Source organism: Collinsella acetigenes (genome assembly GCF_012844445.1).
In the GTDB taxonomy this organism is placed as follows: Bacteria; Actinomycetota; Coriobacteriia; order Coriobacteriales; family Coriobacteriaceae; genus Collinsella; species Collinsella acetigenes.
Genome location: NZ_JABBCP010000001.1, coordinates 538393 through 556769, shown reverse-complemented (window position 1 = coordinate 556769; position 18377 = coordinate 538393). Strand labels below are relative to the sequence as shown.

12 protein-coding genes are annotated in these 18377 nt (G+C 60.2%); 7 read left to right on the top strand and 5 right to left on the bottom strand.

The genetic code is table 11. The annotated features are described in order from the left end of the window. The 5 genes from rpoB to HF320_RS02375 all read right to left on the bottom strand — a co-directional run bounded on the left by rpoB (position 1) and on the right by HF320_RS02375 (position 7619). Complete coding sequence (gene rpoB, locus HF320_RS02395; RefSeq protein ID WP_169276888.1) at positions 1 to 3522, bottom strand: DNA-directed RNA polymerase subunit beta; 3522 nt, start codon at positions 3520 to 3522, stop codon at positions 1 to 3. A gap of 269 nt (positions 3523 to 3791) precedes the next feature. Further along, positions 3792 to 4697 carry a UTP--glucose-1-phosphate uridylyltransferase gene (locus tag HF320_RS02390; RefSeq protein WP_169276887.1) on the bottom strand — a complete coding sequence of 302 codons (906 nt, stop codon included), beginning with the start codon at positions 4695 to 4697 and terminating at the stop codon, positions 3792 to 3794. Positions 4698 to 5014: 317 nt separating this feature from the next. After that, positions 5015 to 5392, bottom strand: a complete 378-nt coding sequence (rplL, locus tag HF320_RS02385; RefSeq protein WP_022386577.1) for a 50S ribosomal protein L7/L12 — start codon at positions 5390 to 5392, stop codon at positions 5015 to 5017. A gap of 108 nt (positions 5393 to 5500) precedes the next feature. After that, positions 5501 to 6022, bottom strand: coding sequence for a 50S ribosomal protein L10 (gene rplJ / locus HF320_RS02380; protein ID WP_022386578.1), 522 nt, complete (start codon positions 6020 to 6022; stop codon positions 5501 to 5503). 460 nt (positions 6023 to 6482) lie between these two features. Further along, positions 6483 to 7619: a pyridoxal phosphate-dependent aminotransferase gene (locus HF320_RS02375; RefSeq protein ID WP_169276886.1), complete on the bottom strand. Its 1137-nt coding sequence runs from the start codon at positions 7617 to 7619 to the stop codon at positions 6483 to 6485. A gap of 141 nt (positions 7620 to 7760) precedes the next feature. Between HF320_RS02375 and HF320_RS02370 the strand changes: the two genes are divergently transcribed. From HF320_RS02370 to HF320_RS02340, 7 genes are all read left to right on the top strand, one after another. Next, positions 7761 to 8432, top strand: coding sequence for a hypothetical protein (locus tag HF320_RS02370; protein WP_169276885.1), 672 nt, complete (start codon positions 7761 to 7763; stop codon positions 8430 to 8432). A 165-nt stretch (positions 8433 to 8597) separates the two neighbouring features. Then, positions 8598 to 9107 (top strand): MarR family transcriptional regulator, encoded by a 510-nt coding sequence (locus HF320_RS02365; protein ID WP_169276884.1) that lies wholly within the window; start codon positions 8598 to 8600, stop codon positions 9105 to 9107. A gap of 15 nt (positions 9108 to 9122) precedes the next feature. Then, on the top strand, positions 9123 to 11498 hold the full coding sequence (locus tag HF320_RS02360; protein WP_169276883.1) for an ABC transporter ATP-binding protein: 2376 nt from the start codon (positions 9123 to 9125) through the stop codon (positions 11496 to 11498). Next, positions 11498 to 13360, top strand: a complete 1863-nt coding sequence (locus HF320_RS02355; protein ID WP_169276882.1) for an ABC transporter ATP-binding protein — start codon at positions 11498 to 11500, stop codon at positions 13358 to 13360. The genes HF320_RS02360 and HF320_RS02355 overlap by 1 nt, the downstream gene beginning before the upstream one ends. Before the next feature lie 358 nt (positions 13361 to 13718). Further along, entirely contained in the window at positions 13719 to 14675 is a 957-nt protein-coding gene (locus tag HF320_RS02350) for a helix-turn-helix domain-containing protein (RefSeq protein ID WP_169276881.1), read from the top strand. Positions 14676 to 15179: 504 nt separating this feature from the next. Then, the gene (locus HF320_RS02345; RefSeq protein WP_349290686.1) at positions 15180 to 17033 is read left to right on the top strand and encodes a TerB N-terminal domain-containing protein; all 1854 of its coding nucleotides are present in this window, start codon (positions 15180 to 15182) and stop codon (positions 17031 to 17033) included. Further along, positions 17030 to 18376 (top strand): ATP-binding protein, encoded by a 1347-nt coding sequence (locus tag HF320_RS02340; RefSeq protein WP_169276880.1) that lies wholly within the window; start codon positions 17030 to 17032, stop codon positions 18374 to 18376. Before HF320_RS02345 ends, HF320_RS02340 begins: the two co-directional genes overlap by 4 nt. Position 18377: the final 1 nt, after the last annotated feature.

Genomic DNA, 18377 nt, shown 5'->3' with positions numbered 1-18377 from the left:
CTACTCCTTATCAGTCGCAGGTGCGGCGAGCTCATCGATCTGAGCGTCGAGCGCATCCAGAGAGGTGTCGGCGTCATCGTTTGCAAGGTCGATATCGTCCTCGGCAACGGGAGCGGCCGCAGGCTTGGGCTCCTCGTCGCGCAGGGGCTCGATGTCGAGGGCCAGGGAGCGAATCTCCTTGACGAGAACCTTGAAGGACTCGGGGATGCCCGCCACGGGGACATTCTCACCCTTGACGATGGACTCGTAGGTCTTGACGCGGCCTACGGTATCGTCGGACTTGACGGTGAGGATCTCCTGCAGGACGTTGGAGGCACCGTACGCGTAGAGCGCCCAGACCTCCATCTCGCCGAAGCGCTGGCCGCCGAACTGGGCCTTACCGCCGAGCGGCTGCTGGGTGACGAGACTGTACGGGCCCGTGGAACGAGCATGGATCTTGTCGTCGACCATGTGGCCGAGCTTGAGCATGTAAGACGTACCCACGGTGATGGGCTCGCGGAACTCCTCGCCCGAACGGCCGTCGTAGAGCTTGGTCTTGCCGCGCTCGTCGAGCTGCGTCACGAACTCGGTGCGCATGTGCTCGCCGTAGCGCTCACGGGCAAGGTTGACCATGTTCTTGTTGGCACGACGGATGACCTCGGCGATCTCGTCCTCCTTGGCGCCATCAAAGACGGGCGTTGCAGTGAAGAACGGACCGGGGACGTACTTGTCGGAATCGTCGGAATCGGGATCCCAACCGCAGGCTGCAGCCCAGCCAAGGTGGCACTCGAGCAGCTGGCCCACGTTCATACGGGAGGGGACGCCCAGCGGGTTGAGGATAACGTCGATGGGGGTGCCGTCGGCCATGTAGGGCATGTCCTCCACGGGCAGGACCTCGCAGATAACGCCCTTGTTGCCGTGGCGACCGGCGATCTTGTCGCCCTGCTGAATCTTACGGCGCTGAGCGACGTAGACGCGCACCTGCTCGTTCACGCCGGGGGCCAGGTCGTCGCCGTTCTCGCGCGAGAAGCGAACGACGTCGATGACGCGACCGTAAGAGCCGTGAGGCATCTTGAGGGAAGTGTCGCGAACGTCATGGGCCTTAGCACCGAAGATGGCGCGCAGCAGGCGCTCCTCGGCGGTAAGGGCACTTTCGCCCTTGGGCGTGACCTTGCCAACCAGGATGTCGCCAGGGCCCACCTCGGCGCCAATGCGGATGATGCCGTCCTCGTCAAGGTTCGCAAGCATGTCCTCGGAGAGGTTCGGGATCTCACGGGTGATCTCCTCGGGACCGAGCTTGGTGTCGCGAGCGTCGATCTCGTGGCGGGAGATGTTGATGGAGGTCAGCAGGTCCTCGGAGACCAGGCGCTCAGAAACGACGATACCGTCCTCGTAGTTGAAGCCTTCCCACGGCATATAAGCCACGGTGAGGTTCTGGCCGAGGGCGAGCTCGGCGTGATCGGTGGAAGGACCGTCGGCGATGGGCTGCTTCTCCACAACCGTATCACCCACGCGCACGAGCGGGCGGTGGTTGATGCAGGTGGACTGGTTGGAGCGCTGATACTTGGGCAGGTGGTACTCATCCATGCCGGCGTCGGACTTGATGATGATCTTGGAGGCGTCGGCAAACATGACCTCACCGGCGTGCTTGGCCAGCGTGACCTCGCCGGAGTCCACGGCGGCACGGTGCTCCATGCCCGTGCCCACGTACGGAGCGACGGGGTGCAGCAGGGGCACAGCCTGACGCTGCATGTTTGCACCCATGAGGGTACGCTTGGCGTCGTCGTGCTCAAGGAACGGAATGAGGGTAGCTGCGACCGAGATCATCTGGCGCGGCGAAACATCCATGTAGTCCACGTCGTCGGTGGGAACGTCTGCCGGGGCGCCGAAGGAGCCGTCGAAGTCGCGCGTACGGGCGATGATCGTGTGAGGGCGCACAAGGTTGCCCTCGGCGTCGGTGGTCACGAACTCGTTGGTGACGGGGTCGATCGGGGTGTTGGCGGGCGCGATGATGTGGTTCTCTTCCTCATCGGCGGTCATCCAGTCGATGATGTCGGTAACCTGGCCGTTGTGCACCTGGCGGTACGGAGCCTCGATGAAGCCGTACTCGTTCACGCGAGCATAGAGCGCCAGCGAGCCGATCAGGCCGATGTTGGGGCCTTCGGGGGTCTCGATGGGGCACATACGGGAGTAGTGCGAATTGTGAACGTCGCGGACGGCGGTAGGCACGTTGGTACGGCGGCTGGAACCAGACTTGTGACCGGCAAGACCACCAGGGCCGAGTGCGGACAGACGACGCTTGTGGGTCAGACCCGTCAGCGGGTTTGCCTGGTCCATGAACTGGGACAGCTGCGAGGAGCCGAAGAACTCCTTGATAGCGGCCACGATCGGGCGGATGTTGATGAGCGACTGCGGGGTGATCTCGTCGATATCTTGAGAGCTCATGCGCTCGCGCACGACGCGCTCCATACGGCTCATGCCGATACGGAACTGGTTGGCGACGAGCTCGCCCACGGTACGGATGCGGCGGTTGCCAAAGTGGTCGATGTCGTCGGTCTTGAAGCCGTGCTCGCCTGCGGCAAGGGACAGCAGGTAGCGAAGGGTGGCAACGATGTCCTCGTCGGTAAGGACGGTGACATCCTCGGTGGTGTCCAGACCGAGCTTCTTGTCGACTTTATAGCGGCCAACGCGAGCAAGGTCGTAGCGCTGCGGGTTGAACAGCAGGCCCTCGAGCAGGCTGCGGGAAGCATCCACGGTAGGAGGCTCGCCCGGACGCAGGCGACGGTAGATCTCGATGAGGGCGTCCTCGCGAGTAAGGGCGGTATCGCGCTCGATGGTGCGCTTGATGACGTCGGAGTCACCCAGCAGCTCGTAGATATCGTCGTTGGTCACAGCGATACCCAAGGCGCGCAGGAACATGGTGGCAGACTGCTTGCGCTTACGGTCGATGGAAACCACGAGCTGGTCGCGCTTGTCGACCTCGAACTCGAGCCAGGCGCCGCGGGCAGGGATGATCTGCGCCTTGTAGACCTGCTTGCCGCCATCCATCTCGGAGCTGTAGTACACGCCCGGGGAGCGGACCAGCTGGGAGACGACGATGCGCTCGGTGCCGTTGATGATGAAGGTGCCCTGATCGGTCATCATGGGGAAGTCACCCATGAAGACGAGCTGCTCTTTGATCTCGCCGGTCTCCTTGTTGGTAAGACGGACGTCGGTCAAAAGCGGCGCCTGGTAGGTCATATCCTTCTCGCGGCACTCCTCCACGGTGTGGGCGGGGTCGCCAAACTGATGCTCGCCAAACGTGACCTCAAGGACGTGATTGGAGCTCTGGATAGGGCTCGACTCCTTGAAGGCCTCGCGCAGGCCCTCATCCATAAAACGCTGGAAGGACTGCTTCTGAACGGAAATGAGGTTGGGCAGTTCCATGGCCTCGGGAATCTTCCCGAAGTTGACGCGGGTGCGTTCTGTTGCCGTAACGGCTTGGGTAGTGTTCTGCACCAGGTGTTTCCTCCTTCGCGGGAACGCGGTTGATCGGCACAGCATCGTGCCAGTTATCGCAACCTATTAGTTTACCAGGAGACTCCCGTTGAGCAAGAAAAGTCTTGACTCATGGGGCTCTTTAGAGTAGCAAAAAAGTTATCTATTAAATGTGCAGGTAGAACCTATTATATCGAACATATGTTCATGGGTTTCTGATGAACGCTTTTTTGGCTTCGCATGGCAAGGCTTATTCGGCGAACGAAAAACGGGACCGCCAAGGCGATCCCGTTCGCATATCGAATCTATCTATTGGAGCGCGCCAGGTCACGTATCTAGCGCGTCAGGCCTCCGCGCTCGTCGATAGCGTCCCAGAAAGCATCGGCAAAGCGAGGGTCGGTTGCCGCCATAAGGGCATTTGTCGCCATCCAGCCAGAAGGCGTGCCGGTGTCGTAGCCCGAAAGCGGATCGATCACGACGGCGTACATGGCCTCACGGTCAAGGCTGCGCGCCATGGCGTCGGTGAGCTGAATCTCGCCGCCCTTGCCGGCCTGCTGATCGGCCAAAAGATCCATAACGAGCGGGCTCAGCAGATAGCGGCCCACGATGTAGAGGTTGGAAGGAGCCGCCTCGGGAGCAGGCTTCTCCACCAATCCGCCGATGCGCCAAACAGCACCCGGCTCGGCGTCGGCCACGTCTTCGCAGCCCTCAAGCGAGCCCACGCGGTCGCCCGCGATCACGCCATAGCGCGAAACCTCATCAGGGGCGCAGGCAGCGACAGCAATAACGGAAGCGCCACCGTGCTCGGCAGAGACCGAAAGCATCTTGTTGCAGATGTCGCGATTGGGCACCACGTAGTCGCCCAGCAAAACAAGGAAGTTCTCGCCCGCAACAGCGTCGGCAGCAGAGCGGATGGCATGGCCCAGGCCCTTGGGCTCATACTGATAGCGGAAGTCGACCGGCATGTTGCCAGCGTTGGCAACGGCATCGGCATACTCGGCTTTTCCGCGCTCGCGCAGCAGGTTCTCGAGGGAGCGATCGGGCTGGAAGTAGCTCAGCAGCTCGGGCTTTCCCGGAGAGGTGACGATGATGACACCGTCGACTTCCTCGGGGTCGAGTGCCTCCTCGACGACGTACTGGATGACGGGCTTATCGAGGACCGGCAGCATCTCCTTGGGAGTGCACTTCGTGCCGGGCAAGAAGCGGGTGCCGAGGCCCGCAGCGGGGATGATGGCCTTCATGAATAGACGGAATCCTTTCGCAGCAGCGCCATACAGGCGCGCGAATATCCGCAAAAGGTTAGCGCATCGCGCGTGCACGCGCAGCGAAAGCAAGTGAAAACCGCAGGGAATCCACTCTAAGTGCGAGAAATCAAACCGCAGGTACAGCCCACCGCGAACCTTTGCATGCTCCCCTATCGTCTGCAGGACAAACAAAGTACGCGAAAGTTTCGACCTTTAAAGGTGTTTTGCCCAATAAAAAAGCGGGGCCCGCGTAATGCGAGCCCCGCCCATGTCACACAGTGGCGACGAAACTACATGCTCGGTGGGAGCAGAAGTTACTTGAGGGTGACAGCAGCGCCAGCAGCCTCGAGCTTCTCCTTGGCAGCCTCGGCGTCCTCCTTCTTGGCGCCCTCGAGGACGGCCTTGGGAGCGGACTCGACGACCTCCTTGGCCTCCTTCAGGCCAAGGCTGGTGAGCTCGCGGACGACCTTGATGACAGCGATCTTGTTGTCGCCGAAGCCCTCGAGCACGACGTCAAACTCGGTCTTCTCCTCGGCCTCAGCAGCGCCAGCAGCAGGAGCGGCGACAACGGCAGCAGGAGCAGCGGCGGAAACGCCAAAGGTGTCCTCGATAGCCTTGACGAGCTCGGAAGCCTCGAGAAGGGTCATTTCCTTAAGAGCATCGATGATCTCATCGGTGGTAAGCTTAGCCATTTCTAAGTCCTTTCGGTTTCCGTGCGTTATGCACGGAGATCTGTTATGAAGCGATGCGCAGGCGCATCAGGGGTGCGGCGTTGCCGCCGCAGACGAGGGCAGGCCAAACTAGGCTGCCTTCTGCTCGGAAACCTGCTGGATCGAACGAGCGAGACCAGAGGAAACGCCGTTGACGCAGACAGCGATGTCGCGAGCGAAACCGCTGATAAGACCGGCGAGCTGACCGAGGAGCTGATCTTTGGTGGGAAGCTCGGCGATAGCCTTGACCTCATCGGCAGTGACGGCCTTACCGTCGGAGATACCGCCCTTGATCTCAAGGACGCCCTTGGACTTCTCGGCGAACGTCTTGAGGGCCTTAGCGGCCTCCACGGGCTCGGTCTCGTAGAACACATAAGCGTTGGGGCCGGCGAGAAGCTCGTCGATCTCGGGCTGCTCCTGGTTCTTGAGAGCGATCTTGGCAAGGTTGTTCTTGTAGACCTTCATCTGGGCGCCGCACTCGCGAAGCGCGTGACGGAGCTCCTGAGCCTGCATAACGGTCAGGCCGTTGTAGGAAACGACAAACAGACCAGCGTTCTGCTCGATGCAAGACTCGATCTCGGCAACCTTGTCGATCTTGTACTGCTGTGGCATGAAATACACCTCCTTGTTTCTTTTTCCGGGCACGGACCCGCCAAATAAGACGTGACGGGGGCATGTCAGAAAAAGAAAAGCCCCCGCGCTGCATAAGAGCGACGGGGGCGAGAAGACATATCTGCTCGACCACCTCGGCTGGCGGGATCTCCCATTAAGCCTTGACGCTTGCGCGCCGCAGCACCGGCTGTCTCTGGCAGCGGATTCGTGCGTGAACTTTCGTTAGTATGGCGAGGTACTCCAAAAGAGTCAACCATGCACACGAGTTGCGCACAAAGAGGACAAGAGCGGAGCGCATCTCCACCGGGACGCCCTGCCTGCCCGCGCCCGGCCGCTGCGATTTGGCTTCGGTTAAGTCCTGCGCAAGACGAAACGTCCACTGGACGTTTCTTTGCGTGCGGAATCTAGCCAAACCGCAGTGCCCGGGCGCGGACAGGCAGGGCTAGACCCACTCGACTAGCTACAGTCCTGCCACGAAGCGATCCAGGCGGCGCAGGCCCTCGTCAAGGTCTTCGTCGGAAACGCAGTAAGAAAGACGCACGTACCCCTCGCTGCCAAAGCATGAACCGGGGACCAGGCCCACGCCAGCTTCCTCGATGGCCCGAGCGCAAAACTGTTCAGATGTCAGGCCCGTGCCCTTGATGGAAGGGAAGACGTAAAAGGCGCCGGCGGGCTCCACCACCGAAAGGCCCATCTTCTCGAGCGCTGCGAGGACGCGTGCGCGACGAGCACGATACGTCTCGAGCATGGGAGCGGGGTCCACCGAGAGCGCAACCGCTGCCGCCGGCATCTCGAACGAGACAGCAGACGACACCATGTACTGATGCGCTTTCGCGATTTGCACGGCAAGCGAAGGGTCGGCGGCAAGCCAACCGATACGCCAACCGGTCATGGCCCAGGGCTTGGAGAAGCTATCGACCACCACGGTCTGCTCGCGCAGCTCCGGATGGCGCAGCGCAAAACGCTCGTAACCGTCTGTGTATACCAAGCGGTTGTACACATCGTCGCAAATCACGTAGATACCCGTCTCGGCAGCGACACGCGCCACGGCATCGAGCGAAGCCGCATTGAAGATGCAACCGGTGGGATTGTTGGGCGAGCAAATGACAATGGCCTTGGTCGCCGGCGTCACGCGGTCGCGTAGGGCATCCTCATCAATCTGGAAATCCGCACGCGCCGTGTCCAGAAAGACCGGGAAGGCATGGTTCACGCGCACGATGGATTCGTACAGGCCAAAGGCAGGCGTAGGGATGATGACCTCGTCGTTGGGCTCGAGCATCGCGAGCAAGGTCGCATGCAGCGCCTCGGTGGCGCCATCGGTCACGATGACATTGTCCGGGGCGTAATCAAAACCCTGGGCAGACATATACTCGCTGATGCTCCTGCGCAAGAACGGGGTTCCGTTATTGGGCGGATAATGGGTCTCACCGCGCTGGAGGGCGCGAGTCACCTCGTCGCGAATTTCCTGCGGCGTATCGAACTCGGGCTCGCCAAGGGCAAGCGCGATGCAACCTGGGTGCTGGGCTGCAAGAGCGTTGATGCGGCGAATGCCCGAGGATTTGAGCCTCACGAGCGATGTGTTCAGAGAGCGCGGCATGGCGATCCAATCCGAGTATCATTTGAGCCGTTACAGGATAGTCCACCCGGACGAGTTTGTGCAGTAGGCATTTTCCTGCAAAACGACCGATTCGCGACCCAAGGGGAGTCGGAACCGCCAGAGCCCAGGAAGGAAGGCAAGATGAGAGATAAAGCCCAGCGCCGCATCATCGTGCTATCCGCCTGTGACAGCAGCGCTGACCCTGCCATTGCAGCGAAGCAACTGCGCATATCCGTTCGCGTCGCCCGCGACTTTGCCGACGCCGTTGCCGCCTACTCGCGCCTCTCCAAGACACAGGCGCCAAAGGTCGAGTTGACGGAGCTCAAAACATGGCAGGAAACGACGCAGCAGGCGGAGCCGGCATCGCTCGTGCTCGTCTTCCCTCTTGCTGCCAAAAGCACCCACGCATGCGTGCCCAGCAAAGCGATTGAACGCATCGTCAAGGGCCTCCCCCGCCCCAACGACCCCCTTATATACGCTGTCGCCCATAGCGATTCGAGCCCGCAGGAAACTGAACATCAGGCACTCGCCGCATTGCAACATGACATCGAGCAGATGGGCGCCAACTGGGGAGGCGCGTTACTCCTTGGCGGTGCCGAGACCTTCGAGCACCTGTACCGTCTCCCACGCCTTGGCGCTTATCGTCGCCCTATCTCGCAGGCGATCGACTTGCTCGTGTGTGCCGCGCGTCTGGGCGAACCTCTCGAAAAGGCAATGCGCTCCATTGGGCATGCAGACCCCCGCAGCCTCGTTTGCGCGCAGCCGGGACTTTTTCCGATTCTTCGCCTTCAACAAGCAATTTGGCATCGATAGCGAAAGATAAGCGCATCCTCGCCAGCCACACACGCCTGGCAAAACAGTCAACAAGGCCCCACCGGCCTTCCCCAGTAATTTGAAGATTTTGCATCAAGCTGTCTATCCAACGGCGGCGGGGGTACTGTTATCCCCCGTAATTGTTTCTAGTGTTAAGGAGTTTGCGTGGCAGACGAATGTGAAGACCTCGCGCAGCAACTTATTCGCGAATTCAGCTCGATGCGCCGATTCATGTCGACGCGCGTAAGCAACACCGTCTCGGGCGAAATGGCAGTCATGCGCGCGCTCATGCTTGCAGACGGAAAGCTCAGCCCTTCCCAGATTGCCGACCGTGCCTGGATCTCCACTCCTCGCGTTGCGAATATCCTGCGGAGCCTCGAGGCAAAAGGCTGGATAACCCGTGAACCCGACAAAACCGACCGCCGACGCGTAATCGTCAACGTTACCGATCGCAGCGTTGCCGCCCTGGAAGAGAAGCGCAGGCTCTCCAGACGCAAGACCGGAGAATTTCTTGCTGAGCTCGGGCCCGACGATGCCCACGAGCTCGTGCGCCTCGTTCACCGCATGAACGAAATCATCGAAAAGAACCAGGGAGCGCGACTGCGCGAAATCCTCTATAGCGAAAACCCCAAGCCGGAAAACGGCTTTTGCGATACACCAACGACCAACAAATAAGAAAGGAGGCCGCGCATGCGCATCATCAAGCTCTTCAAGAACCACATCTTGGCGCTCTTCGTCGCTATCGGGCTGATCGTCATCAGCTGCAACGCCGACCTAGCGCTGCCCAGCTTCATGAGCGAGATCGTCGACGTGGGCATCCAGCAGGGCGGCATCACCTCTCCGGTGCCCGATACCATTCGCGACGATTCTCTTTCAGACCTTGAACTCTTCATGACCAAAGGCGACGCCAAGAGAGTCGAGGCGGCCTATAGCAAAGCCGATCGCAGCGGGATTCGCACCTACATCGGCTCTGAAGAGGACCGCGGGGACGAGGGTGCGCTCACAAATATCATGAGCCTGCCCGAGACCGCCGCGCTTTCGCTCGAACAGGGCATCGACGCCAGCTCGATGAGCGACATGACCGGTGAGGAATCGAGTGAGAGTGCCGGCGCCTCCGCGCCTACGCCCGAACAGATGGCAGCCATGACCCCCGAGGAGCTTGCCGCCATGCAGCAAAAGGCACAGGCGGCGGCAAAGATGCAAGAGCAGATCGATGCCGACGGCGGCAAGATCACCATGAAGAGCATGCGTATCGCTGTCGAGGGAGGCCTTGTTGAGCGCTCAAAGCTCGTCGAGGGCGCCAACAAGATGGCCGACGAGATGGGCTCCATGAGCGGATCCATTGTCACCCAGCGCGCCATCACCTACGTGCAGCAGGAATACAAGGCGCAGGGCATCTCCCCGAGCGATGTTCAGAACTCCTATCTTGCAAGCACGTCCGTCAAGATGTTCTCCCTGTGCGCCGTAAGCCTTGTGGCGACTATCCTCACGGGCGCCGTCGCCTCGCACACCGCCTGCACCATCGCGCGCGACCTGCGCCGCAAGACATTCAATAAGGTCATGCATTTCTCGCCTGCCGAAGTGGGCAAGTTTAGCCAGGCATCGCTCATCACGCGCTGCACCAACGATATTCAGCAGATCCAGATGGCAACCACGCTCTTTATCCGCATGGTCATGATGGCACCGATCATGGGCATCGTGGCCGTTATGCGCGTGCTCGCCACTCACACCGGCCTCGAGTGGACCATCGGCGTGGCCGTCATCGCGGTCTCCGCCGTCGTTGGCGTGCTCATGGGACTCACTATGCCCAAGTTCAAGAAGATGCAAAAGTACGTAGACCGCGTGAACCTCGTGGCACGCGAGATCCTTGACGGCATCATGCCCATCCGCGCCTTTGGCCGGCAAGAGCATGAACTCGAGCGCTTTGACGAGGCGTCGTGCGACCTCATGACAACGCAGCTGTTCACCAACCGCGCCATGAGCTTCATGATGCCGCTCATGATGTTTGTTATGAACTGCGTCACCGTCCTTATCGTTTGGACAGGCAGTCACGGCGTGAGCGAAGGCGTCATGCAGGTGGGCGACATGATGGCGTTCATCTCCTACACCATGCAGATCGTCATGGCGTTCATGATCTTGACCATGGTCTCGGTCATGCTGCCGCGCGCCGAGGTCGCCGCCGAACGCGTAGACGAGGTGCTCGCCACCGAGAGCTCCATCAAAGAGCCCCGGGCGCCTAAGCTCCCTGCAGCAGACGGCGTTCACGGGCAGCTTGAATTCCGCGGCGTGAGCTTCCAGTACCCCGATGCCCGACAAGACGTTATCGGCGGCGTCAGCTTCACCGTGCACGCGGGTCAGATGCTCGGCATCATAGGCTCCACGGGCTCGGGCAAGTCGACGCTTGTACAGCTTATTCCGCGCCTGTACGACGTCACCGGCGGCCAGATTCTGCTCGATGGCATCGACGTGCGCGATCTTCCGCTCTCCGAGCTTCGTCGCCGCGTGGGGTATATCCCCCAGCAAGGCATGCTCTTCTCCGGCACCGTCGAATCGAACCTCAAGTTCGCCGGCAAGTCCGTGACGGATGAGGACATGCGCGAAGCGGCCCGCATCGCACAGGCAAGCGACTTCATCGAGGAACGCGAAGGCGGTTTTGCCTCAGAAATCAGCCAGGGCGGATCCAACGTCTCCGGTGGCCAGCGCCAGCGCCTCTCCATCGCACGCGCTTTGGCAAAGCGCCCCGAGGTCGTGGTCTTTGACGACTCGTTCAGCGCGCTCGATTACAAGACCGACGCCTTGCTGCGCGAAGAGCTCGCACGCACCCAGAAAGACGCAGCGCTCGTCGTGGTGGCCCAGCGCATCGCCACGATCATGCATGCAGACCAGATCATCGTGCTCGACGAGGGCGCGGTCGTGGGTCAAGGTACGCACGAGGAGCTCTTGCGCCGCTGCCCCGCCTATCTTGAAATCGCCCAGTCGCAGCTCTCCGCACGGGAACTCGGGCTCAGTGAAGATGAAATCGCCGCCGTCATGGATGGCAGCGCTCAGGAAGGAGGTGTCCGCTAATGGCCGATGAGATGAGCAAAACCGTGGCGCCCAAGCGCCAGGCACGGCCGGCAGGCCCTATGGGCAGGCGCGGACCCGGCCGCGTAGTCGAAAAGCCCAAGGATTTCAAGGGCACCATGCTCAAGCTCTTGAGCTATGTGGGTCGCCACAAAGTGGCCGTTTTCTTTGCAGCCGCTTTCGCCATGGCCTCGGTTATCTTCAACATCGTGGGCCCCAAGGTCTTGGGCCAGGTGACCACCAAGCTCTTTGAGGGCCTTGTCGCCAAGGTCCAAGGCACCGGTGCAGTCGATTTCGGCTGGATCGGCAAGACGCTGCTGCTCTTGCTGGGTCTCTACCTCACCAGCTCCACATGCAACCTCGTCCAGGGCTGGCTCATGACAGGCGTCACGCAAAAGATCTGCTATCGCATGCGCAAGGAGATCGCCCAGAAGATCACCGTCATCCCCATGAGCTACTTCAACGGCCACAGCAAGGGCGACGTGCTCTCGCGCATCACAAACGATGTCGACACGCTGGGACAAAGCCTCAATCAGTCCGTGACGCAGCTCATCACCTCCATCACGCAGATTATCGGCGTGCTCGTGATGATGCTATCCATCAGTCTGCCGCTCACCGGCGTCGTCGTGGTCACGTTGCCGGTCGCCGCCGTGATCATGGGCGTGATGATGCACTTCTCGCAGCCATACTTTCGTGAGCAACAGCAGGTCCTTGGCGCTGTCAACGGCATTATCGAGGAAGATTTTGCCGGTCAAAACGTCATCCAGGTGTTCGACCGCGCCGATGCTTCCGTAGCAGAGTTCGACGAGAAAAACGACCGTCTGTTCATCTCGGGCTGGCGCTCGCAGTTCCTCTCCGGCTTGATGATGCCGCTCATGAGCCTGGTGGGCAATATGGGTTACGTGGCCGTAGTTGTGGTGGGCGCGCAGCTCGCGCTCACGGGCAACGCCACCCCGGGTGATATCCAGAGCTTCATCCAGTACGTGCGCAACTTCACCCAGCCCGTGCAGCAGCTCGCCAACGTGAGCAACACGATGCAGTCCATGGCAGCCGCCACCGAACGCGTCTTCGAGTTTTTGGCAGCGCCCGAGGAGGAGCAGGCCGCAGTCCCTCAGATTCCCGAGAAGCGCCAAGGCCATGTGGAATTCGAGCACGTCAAGTTTGGCTACTCGCCCGACAAGACCATCATTCACGACTTCACCTGCGATGCCCTGCCCGGCCAGACCGTGGCGATCGTCGGCCCCACCGGTGCCGGCAAGACCACGCTCATCAAGCTGCTCCAGCGCTTCTACGACGTTGACGGCGGCAGTCTGCGTGTCGACGGTGTCGACGTGCGCGACTGGGACCGCACGGCCCTGCGCGAGCAGTTCGCCATGGTGCTGCAGGATACATGGCTGTTCAACGGCACGATCCGCGAGAACATTCGCTATGGACGCCCCGACGCCACCGACGAAGAGGTCGAAGCGGCAGCCAAGGCAGCGCGCTGCGACCACTTTATCCATACGCTCGCCGGCGGCTACGACTTCATGATCAACGAGGAGGGCACCAACCTCTCCCAGGGTCAACGTCAACTGGTGACCATCGCCCGTGCGGTGCTCGCCGACCGTCCCGCGCTGATTTTGGATGAGGCAACCTCAAACGTCGACACGCGTACTGAGGAACTCATCCAGCGCGCCATGGATACCCTTATGGAAGGACGTACGAGCTTCGTGATTGCGCATCGTCTGAGCACGATTCGCAATGCCGATGTCATCCTCGTCCTGCGCGACGGCGATATCGTGGAGGAAGGCACCCACGAGGAGCTCCTCGCTCGCGGCGGCTTCTATGCCGAGCTGTACAACTCGCAGTTCGAAGAGGCTGCGTAAAGGCGGGTGCGCGAGTGCCTCTCGCCGAGCGTTTCATCTTGCTTGAAACGTAGACCACAGTGGAACGCCGTCGAGCATCTCGTCTTAATAGGGGTGCGGGTCATTTTGGCTCGCACCCCTTTTTCATGTGTAAGCTTCATCTCAGCAGCCACATCTTACCGTGCCGCATGCCGGCTCGCACCCTCCGCAAGCCGCTGTGGGAATGCATGTTACGTCTTCGCAGGTAAAAGGATGGTTGCAACAAATAGTTGCGAAGGTAGGTCTAAAATTCCAACCAAAGGCGGTGGAGGCGCCGGAGTGCTTTGCGCACACTGAGGACAGACGCGTCCGCAAGCACCTTCCCACGAAAGGAAACGATATGGACCCCACGATGGCACAGCGCCTCGTTGATAGAAGAAAGGCCGCCGGTCTTTCGCAAGAGGCACTCGCCGACAAGCTCGGCGTGAGCCGTCAGGCTGTCAGCAAATGGGAGCGTAGCGAATCCTCCCCCGACACCGACAACCTTATCGCGCTCGCAGCCCTCTACGAAGTCTCACTTGACGAGCTGCTTTACGTCTCGCCCGCACAGTCGAACGCGACAAAGACGGAACGGGAAAAGCCCACTCCCGCCGCTGAGGGCGCACACAACGATGACGTCTGCGAACAGGCAGACGAGCCGGAGCTTTCAGACGACGATAGACCAGACTTTCATGCAAGCGAGCGCGGTGAGCGCGTTCATATCTCCCTAAAAGAGGGCATCCACGTTGTCGACCCCGAAAAAAGAGAAGAGGTCCACGTGGGATGGAGCGGTATCCATGTGGAAAATGAGCGCCGTGGCGAGCACGTGCACATCGGCCCCAGTGGTATGCACATCGATTCTTCCGATGGCGGGCATAGCGTACACACCAACGAAGACGGCACGGTAACCATCGACGGCGAGACCTATGCTAGTTGGAAAGATGCTCACGATCATTGCGATTTCCAAGGCAACAGGCATCACAGCCCCTTCGGCCGCGCCTGGAGCAAGTTTCCTTTTCCGGCAGTAGTTCTCGTGGCCTATTTAATCGGAGGGATTGTCTACAGCGCCTGGCTGCCCGGCCTCATGCTCGTATTTTTGATTCCGGCGTATTACATGGTTGGCAGCCTTATCGATCAGCACAAACCCCTTACGTTTCTCAGCAGCATCTACCCCATCGCCTGTGCTGCATGGTTTTGCTACATGGCCTTTTTCTGCAACCAAGCGCATCCCGCTTGGGCAATTTTCCTTACGATCCCTATGGTCGAAGCGATTCTCCACTGGATTCGCAAGTCCTCACAAGGGCACAAGGTGCACTAAGACCCGATGCGGGACCTGGCGGGAACGGCCTTGCGGCGCGCCCATCTCGCAGCACATCTGTCTCGAAGTACGCTCGCCTCGCGGCGCATCCGTCACACGACCGCTAACAAGTGGCGGGTTTTCGTACATCTCCGGCCTTCCGGTACCGCCTTTAACGCCGCCGTCCTCCATTGGATGGCGGTTTTCGTGCATTCCCGGGGCGATGGCTCAAAATGTGTGGCGGTTTTTCGTGCATTTCTAGACGAGCGGCGGTTTTTGAAACGTCTTTCGATCGAAAACGAACCCGGGATGCACGTTTTACCGCCACTCGATCGGAAATGTTCGATTTACCGCCACACATTGAGACGCGCATCATGACGGCGAGAAGGCCGCTGATTCCTCCGCCGCATGTTGATCGTTACCTCCGCCCTCTCCGCTATCATACTCATCTCCTCACAGAAACGAACATCTGTTTGCTTCTGTGCTATGATGATTAGCTAGCCTAAACGAAGAGGGGAGGCGTCCGTGACACTCGAAAACATGGATAGAGATATCAATGCGCTCATTGCAAAACTGCATGCCGACGAGCGCATCCATAAAAGCTCACATTTCTCTTCGACGCGCTACAACGACGAACCCATCATCTTCACAGGGCGCCAGATGTCCTCGTATATGCCAGACCGCTACCGCGAGATGCGCGCCATTTCGCGCTGGCAAGAAGGCACCGACAGCAGGCGCGGACGATGGCTTAGCGAGGATGAGTTTTTCTACCTTCAAGCAACCCTCATGGCCGATTTCGAAGACGATTGTCCCTACCAGGGAACCTTCAAGGCTTACTCGCCCACATACAACGCCATGAGCGACCGACAGCTTCGTGGCTACTTTACCTGGCGTACACAGGTACGTGCCGGCAACGTGGAGGAAACCTCGCTCTCTTTTGCCTTTGTCTACCTCTACGAGCTGCTCTGCGGTATCGGTTGCGCCGACGCGCAAGACGGCTTTCGGGCCATCAAATCTTTTTGGGAAACTTACCGCACCTTTGCCCCCGAGCTCGACCGCTACGTCCGCGTCTGGTTGGCAGACTATGTTGTCTATCACAACCTGCCGGCATCGCTTTTGGAAGACAGTCGCACCCTCGAGTTCGACCGCGCGCTTATCGCGCTCAAACACGCGCACGCCATAGCCGAACAGCACGTCTCTCGACAAAGCACCCCTTCCCGCGGCGGTGCGCCGATTCTTATACCGCCAAATCCCGAGGTCGAAGAGCCGCTCTTTCGAGCTATCGACACGCTCTCAACCTATCGCATCGCCGGCTCGAAATTCGCCAAGGACCACTACGGCGATCTTCGCCACGTGGCATGCGCCGTCTACCTGCGCCTGGCGGAACACTACGCCAAGCATCGCAAGCTCCCCCTTATCGAAAGTCTGTTTGGCGAGAACATCTCGCTCCCCTACACGATGTTTGCCTCGGCAGTTTTCTTTGACCCCAATATGCATCCCGATTGCGAATATGAGCTGGACGAACTCCATCGCTATCGCTGTCAGAAAGGCTATTGGAGCTGCCAGAAGTATCGCGGCGGGCGAGCGCGCAACACCAAGCTCGGCTCGGTCATGCGAGCGGTCGATTACGCTATGCGCAAAGCCTGGGATTATGCCCACCCCCTCAAGGAGAGCGACATCCCCAAGTACATAGCGAAGATGATCGAACGCGAGGTATCCGAACGCCATGCCTGGGCACTCGCGCATCGCCCCGTCGAGGTCACTATCGACCTTTCTCGCCTGCATAAGATTCGAAACGCCGCAGCCGAAGTGCGCGAGGCGCTGCTCATCGACGAGGAGCGTGACGAGGGTATCGACGCAAATGAGACCGCGACAAACAGCACGTCGCCTGTCGAATCATTGTCTGTCGAAGCAATGCTCGACAAATCAACGGCGGCTGCAGATAAAGCGGGCGAGCCCGTGTGCAACGATAGCCCCGCGACGGACATTTCGCAGCAGCCCCATCTGCCCGAAACGGCGCAGGATATCGCCGCGCGCTCGACAAAGGCTGCGCCTCCACTCGCCGGCGCTGCCGCAACAACACCTTTCGGCGCCGTTGCGAAAGGCCTCGCCCCCACCGTCACCGGCCCCGCATCAGGCAACGACGTCTCGCGCCCCCTCGATGCCAACCAGACCCAATACCTGACTGCCCTTCTCGCATCGGACACAACCGCCCGCACGCATGCGCTATCCGCCGTGTCCACAAGCGAAGATATGATGGTCGACACCATCAACGAGGCCCTGTTCGACCTACTTGGAGATACCGCAATCGAGTACGGACCAGACGGTCCGCAGATCATCGAAGACTACCGCGAGGACGTGGAGGAGATACTCGCATGACCGATTTGTCCAATACCGTGCCGCGCGTACCCAAACGCGTGGCGGCCGTGATTCTCAACTCGCTCAAAGGCGGCGTCGTGCCGCGCATCGGCCTGCCCTACATCACCGTAGGTCGCGAGACCGAGATTCGCGCGCTTTTAACCGATCTTTCCCTCATTGCCGATGGCGGCGCAAGCTTCCGGTTCCTGGTTGGACGCTACGGCGCCGGCAAGAGCTTCTTGCTGCAAACCATCCGCACGCATGCCATGGGTGAAGGCTTTGTAGTTGCCGACGCCGACCTCTCCCCCGAGCGGCGTCTGCAGGGAGGCCAGGGGCAGGGGCTTGCCACCTACCGCGAGCTCATTCGCAACCTCTCCACCAAGACGCGCCCCGAAGGCGGCGCCCTCAACCTCATCTTGGATCGTTGGGTCGCCTCGACGCTCGATATTCGCGCGGGCGAAGACGCAGGTGACGATGAAGAATCGCACATGCGCGCACAACTTGACGAGCTTGAAGAGATGGTCCACGGATTCGACTTTGCGCGCATGCTTGTGCGCTATCGCGCCGCGACCCTCGAAGGCGACGACGAGGTAAAAAGCTGCGTCGCCCGCTGGCTGCGCGGCGAATATCGCACCAAAACCGAGGCAAAAGCCGATCTGGGCACCTCGACCATCATCACCGACGACGACTGGTACGACTACGTCAAGCTGCTCGCGCGTTTCCTCGTTGGTGCCGGATACAAGGGCCTCATCGTCATGATTGACGAGCTCGTGAACCTCTACAAGATCCCCAACGCCATCACGCGCCAGTACAACTACGAGAAGATCCTCACCATGTACAACGATACCCTACAGGGCAAGGCGCACCACCTGGGCATCATCATGGGCGGCACGCCCACCTCCATCGAAGATCGCCGTCGCGGCGTCTTTAGCTACGAGGCTCTTCGCAGCCGTCTTACGCAGGGGCGCTTTGCACGCGAGGACATGCGCGACATGCTAGCCCCTATCATTCGCTTGCACCCCCTCACCTATGAGGAGCTGCTGGTATTGATTGAGAAGCTCGGCCAGATTCATGCGGGCTACTTTGGCTACGAAGACACTATCACCGACAAGGATCTCGCTGCCTTCCTGCAGATCGAGTTTGGTCGTGTGGGGGCAGACACGCACCTTACGCCGCGCGAGGTGATCCGCGACTTTATTGAGCTGCTGGATATTGCCTATCAAAACCCAGATGTCGACATCGCGGCCCTCCTGCGCGACGAAGGGGCAATCGCGGGTGCCGGCACTCCCGCCACGTCGAGCAGCACGGGCGACAGCGGCAATGGGGACGCAGGTGCCACGCCCTTTGCCGAGTTCACGCTGTAGC